This is a genomic window from Streptomyces sp. KLMMK (genome assembly GCF_036961605.1).
In the GTDB taxonomy this organism is placed as follows: domain Bacteria; phylum Actinomycetota; class Actinomycetes; order Streptomycetales; family Streptomycetaceae; genus Streptomyces; species Streptomyces telluris.
The window spans coordinates 1-3,859 of the sequence record NZ_JBAMDC010000524.1; the positions used below are offsets into that span (position 1 = coordinate 1).

Genomic DNA, 3,859 nt, shown 5'->3' on the forward strand with positions numbered 1-3,859 from the left:
GCGCACCCGGGCCGTCGAGGAGGCGGCGCCCGTGGTGGCCGAGCTCCTCGCGGGCTCCGGGCACCACGTCCCCGACGCGGTCGAGCTGATGCTCCGGGTCCTCGACCCGGCCGCCGCTCCGGCCGCCCTGACGGCGCAGCTGGAGCGCCTCGCCCGGCTGCACGAGGGCCGGCCCGTGCTCGCGGCGCGGACGGCCGGTTCCCTCGCCGCGCGCTTCGGCAGCCGCGACGGCAGCGACGAGGCGCTCGCCCACGCGGCGCGTTCCCTCGCGGACGACGGAGATCTCGCCACCGGGCTGTTCGCGCTCGCGCTCACCTCGCTGGGGGGCCGCCGCACCGGCTGGTCCGCCCCCTGGCGCGAGCAGCTGCGGTCCCTGCGCCGGCACCCTCACCCGGACGTACGCGACGAGGCGCTGGCCCGGGTGACGGCCACGGAATGAGGCACTGCGCGGGGCCGCCCGGGCCGTGCCCGGGCGGCCCCGCGCCTACGAACGCCCTTCGACGACCCGCCGGGCCGCCTCGCTCTCGGCGGCGGCCGGTGAGAGTTCGCTCAGCGTGTCGAGGTCGGTGTCCTCCCGCAGTTCCTTCTCCCAGGCGGCGGCCAGCTTCTCCTGCTGCTCGCGCGGTTTCCGGCCGACCTCCTCGCGGTGAGCCGGGCTCAGGGCCTCCAGGAATCGCGCGACATCGTCGGTCGGCATGGGTTCTCCCTCGTCAGCGTCGACGGGCATCCCCTTCCCGGCGCCGGGAGGCCACCGACGGGCCGGGCCCGCCCCTTCACCTGAAAGGGGACGGCGCCGGCGCCGGCAGGCGGAGCACGCGGCCGCCCGCTCCCGGTGCCGGGAGCGGGCGGCCCGCAGAGCGGGTCCGGCTACTCCTGCCGTACGTACAGCAGCAGACGGGCGAAGAGGCCGGGCCGGGTCGGCGGCGCGCCGCGGGGGGCGGCGGGTTCGGCTCCCGCGACGGGGATGCTCACGCCGGGAGCGGCGGGAGGCTTCTCCTCGGCCGGGGAGGCGGGGTCCGCACCGTGCGAAGGGCTCGTGGTGCCCGGAGGGTGCTCACCGTCGGTGGAGGCGGGCTTGGGGTCTGGGCCGTGGGCGCGGTAGACCTGGGCGCGCAGATACGCACTCAGGACACGCGCGGGATCGAGGGGCATGACGTCTCTCTGCTCTCGTGCCTGCCGGTGTGAAGGGAGTTCCGCACGTGCGCCCGCTCCGGACGGCCGGGGGCGGGCGCGGTCCTTCTCAGCAGCGCAGGACGTCGTTGCGCGCGGGGCCGGCGGACGCCGCGGGGCCCTCGGGGCCGGCCGGGGCCGACAGCGGGCGGGCCGGGGTGGCCGGCGGGACGGGCGCCCGGAAGGGCGGGAGGCAGGAGCGCCTGGAGGGCGAGACCGAGGAGCGGGGCGAACGGGTGTCCGCGACGCAGTCGTCGGTGGCGGCGAACTCCACGGAGACGGAGCTCTCCTCCGGGCCGGGGCCCAGGGCGTAGACCGTGCCGCTCCCTCCGGAGAACAGCAGGAGGACGGAGACCAGCACGGCGACCGCGACCCGCAGCGCGGGCCTCCACGGCAGCGGCTCAGGACTCCACAGGTTCATGCACTAAGCGTAATCAGTCAATTACTTTCGGCGCATTCCACCGTTCGGGTGAGGCCGTTGAATCGGATGCTGCATCTTCGTGCGGGAGCCCGGCGCCTGGCCCGGATGGTCGCACAGCCCGCGCCAGAGCCCCCGGGCGCGCCGTACGGTCGAAGCAGGGCCTCCCCCGCTCGGCGGCGGAGCCCGGCCACGGCCAGGGACGGCGAAGGAGGAGCAGTGACGGATGCCCGGGAGAGTGCGGACCACGTCAGCGTGCATCTGACGGACTGCGGCCACCAGGACGCGGGCGCCGTCTTCGGTGTCCTCGAGGCCGTCTTCCCCGAGGCCGGGCCGCCGCGCGGCGAGACCGGGCCCGGCACCCCCGGCGCCGGCCCCATGATCTGGTGCATGAGCGTCGACACCCGGACGCGCACCGGCGCCGACGCGGTGCAGGCGGAGGGGACGGCCCTGTCGGGCGCGGTGACCGCCGACCTCTTCGGCGCGGCGGACCCCGTCCGCCAGGTCAAGGAGGAGCTCGAACGGGCCTTCGCCGTCGAGCACCGGGGGCATGTCTCCGGGGAGCACGAGATGGAGCTGCGCCTGCGCCTGGCCACGCGAACCGCCTCCTGAAGAACGCCCGTTCGTGCGCCGCGTGTCCCACACCACAGTCCGGTATCCGAACAGGTCTGTCCGTGGGCCCGTCCGGCACCATATGGTGACGGTGCAGCTGGTTCGCCCTGCTCGCCAGGCAGGCGCGTCGTAAGAGGGAACCCGGTGGGAATCCGGGACTGCCCCGCAGCGGTGAGCGGGAACGACCGCCGTCATACGCACTGGATCCGCAGGGATCCGGGAAGCGACGGCCAGTAGGTGCCATATGGCGTGCCCGCGAGTCCGAAGACCTGCCGACTGCCCGTGCGCTGCCGAGCGCACGGAGATCCCGGTGACCTCGAGGGCGGGTCGGCGCACATATCAGGCGGGCACGGACGGCGGCGCACACGCGACCGCACTCCGGCAGCAACCCGCCCGGTTCCGTCGTTCCTTCGCGCCTTCCGCCCGTCCCCCGGGGTCATGGACGCACGCACGCTCGCGAAGGAGAGTTCCGTGACCAGCAAGTCCGCAGCCGCGGCAGCCCAGGCCACCGTGTACGGCTACCCCCGTCAGGGGCGCAACCGTGAACTGAAGAAGGCGATCGAGGGGTACTGGAAGGGCCGCGTCACCGCCGGCGACCTCCGGGACACCGCCGCCGCACTGCGCCGCACCAACTGGCAGCAGCTGGCCGACGCCGGCGTCCACGAGGTGCCCACCGGCGACTTCTCGCTCTACGACCACGTCCTGGACACCAGCGTCATGGTCGGCGCGATCCCCGCGCGGCACCGCGCGGCCGTCGAAGCCGGCTCCCTCGACGGCTACTTCGCCATGGCCCGCGGCACCCAGGACGTGGCGCCGCTGGAGATGACCAAGTGGTTCGACACCAACTACCACTACCTGGTCCCCGAGCTCGGCCCCGACACGGTCTTCACCTCGGACTCCACCAAGCAGGTCGCCGAGCTGAAGGAAGCCCTCGCGCTCGGCCTGACCCCCCGTCCGGTCCTCGTCGGCCCCGTCACCTACCTGCTGCTGGCCAAGGCCGCACCCGGCGTCGCCGCCGACTTCGAACCGCTCACCCTCCTCGACCGGCTGCTGCCGGTGTACGCCGAGGTGCTCGCCGACCTGCGGGCCGCCGGGGCCGCCTGGGTGCAGCTCGACGAGCCCGCCCTGGTCCAGGACCGCACCCCCGCCGAGCTGAACGCCGCCGGCCGCGCCTACCGCGACCTGGGCGGCCTCACCGACCGGCCCAAGCTGCTCGTCGCCTCCTACTTCGACCGGCTCGGCGAGGCCCTGCCCGTCCTCGCCAAGGCCCCCGTCGAGGGCCTCGCCCTGGACTTCACCGGGCCCGCCGCCGCCAACCTCGACGACCTCGCGGCCGTCGGCGGACTGCCCGGCAAGCGCCTCCTGGCCGGCGTCGTCAACGGCCGCAACGTGTGGATCAACGACTTCGAGAAGTCCCTGTCCACCCTCGGCACCCTCCTCGGCCTCGCCGGCCGCGTCGACGTCTCCTCCTCCTGCTCCCTGCTGCACGTCCCGCTGGACGCGGCGGCCGAGCGGGACATCGACCCGCAGATCGTCCGCTGGCTCGCCTTCGCCCGCCAGAAGACCGCCGAGGTCGTCACCCTGGCCCGCGGCCTGGCGCAGGGCCCCGACACCATCGCTGCCGAACTGGCCGCCAACCGCGCCGACCTGGCCTCCCGC

4 protein-coding genes, 2 pseudogenes and 1 riboswitch are annotated in these 3,859 nt (G+C 74.8%); of the genes and pseudogenes, 3 read left to right on the forward strand and 3 right to left on the reverse strand.

Annotated elements, in window-relative coordinates; all coding sequences use genetic code 11:
* A pseudogene (locus V7793_RS34880) lies at nucleotides 1-439 on the forward strand (hypothetical protein); the annotation flags it as partial.
* 45 nt (nucleotides 440-484) lie between these two features.
* Here V7793_RS34880 and V7793_RS34885 read toward each other — a convergent pair.
* The 3 genes from V7793_RS34885 to V7793_RS34895 all read right to left on the reverse strand — a co-directional run bounded on the left by V7793_RS34885 (nucleotide 485) and on the right by V7793_RS34895 (nucleotide 1,591).
* The gene (locus V7793_RS34885; RefSeq protein ID WP_336013703.1) at nucleotides 485-697 is read right to left on the reverse strand and encodes a hypothetical protein; all 213 of its coding nucleotides are present in this window, start codon (nucleotides 695-697) and stop codon (nucleotides 485-487) included.
* Between the two features lie 170 nt (nucleotides 698-867).
* Nucleotides 868-1,152, reverse strand: a complete 285-nt coding sequence (locus tag V7793_RS34890) for a hypothetical protein (RefSeq protein WP_336013704.1) — start codon at nucleotides 1,150-1,152, stop codon at nucleotides 868-870.
* An 88-nt stretch (nucleotides 1,153-1,240) separates the two neighbouring features.
* Nucleotides 1,241-1,591 carry a hypothetical protein gene (locus tag V7793_RS34895; protein WP_336013705.1) on the reverse strand — a complete coding sequence of 117 codons (351 nt, stop codon included), beginning with the start codon at nucleotides 1,589-1,591 and terminating at the stop codon, nucleotides 1,241-1,243.
* Nucleotides 1,592-1,807: 216 nt separating this feature from the next.
* On the opposite strand from V7793_RS34895, the gene V7793_RS34900 reads away from it, so the two are divergent.
* Nucleotides 1,808-2,200, forward strand: a complete 393-nt coding sequence (locus V7793_RS34900) for a hypothetical protein (protein WP_336013706.1) — start codon at nucleotides 1,808-1,810, stop codon at nucleotides 2,198-2,200.
* Between the two features lie 80 nt (nucleotides 2,201-2,280).
* Nucleotides 2,281-2,491, forward strand: a riboswitch (cobalamin riboswitch).
* A 180-nt stretch (nucleotides 2,492-2,671) separates the two neighbouring features.
* Nucleotides 2,672-3,859 (forward strand): annotated as a pseudogene (locus tag V7793_RS34905) (5-methyltetrahydropteroyltriglutamate--homocysteine S-methyltransferase); the annotation flags it as partial.

Excerpts from the sequence above, each read along its gene's own strand:
- V7793_RS34885 (WP_336013703.1), bottom strand. The coding sequence starts at position 697 with ATGCCGACCGACGATGTCGCGCGATTCCTGGAGGCCCTGAGCCCGGCT.
- V7793_RS34890 (WP_336013704.1), bottom strand. The coding sequence starts at position 1,152 with ATGCCCCTCGATCCCGCGCGTGTCCTGAGTGCGTATCTGCGCGCCCAG.
- V7793_RS34895 (WP_336013705.1), bottom strand. The coding sequence starts at position 1,591 with ATGAACCTGTGGAGTCCTGAGCCGCTGCCGTGGAGGCCCGCGCTGCGG.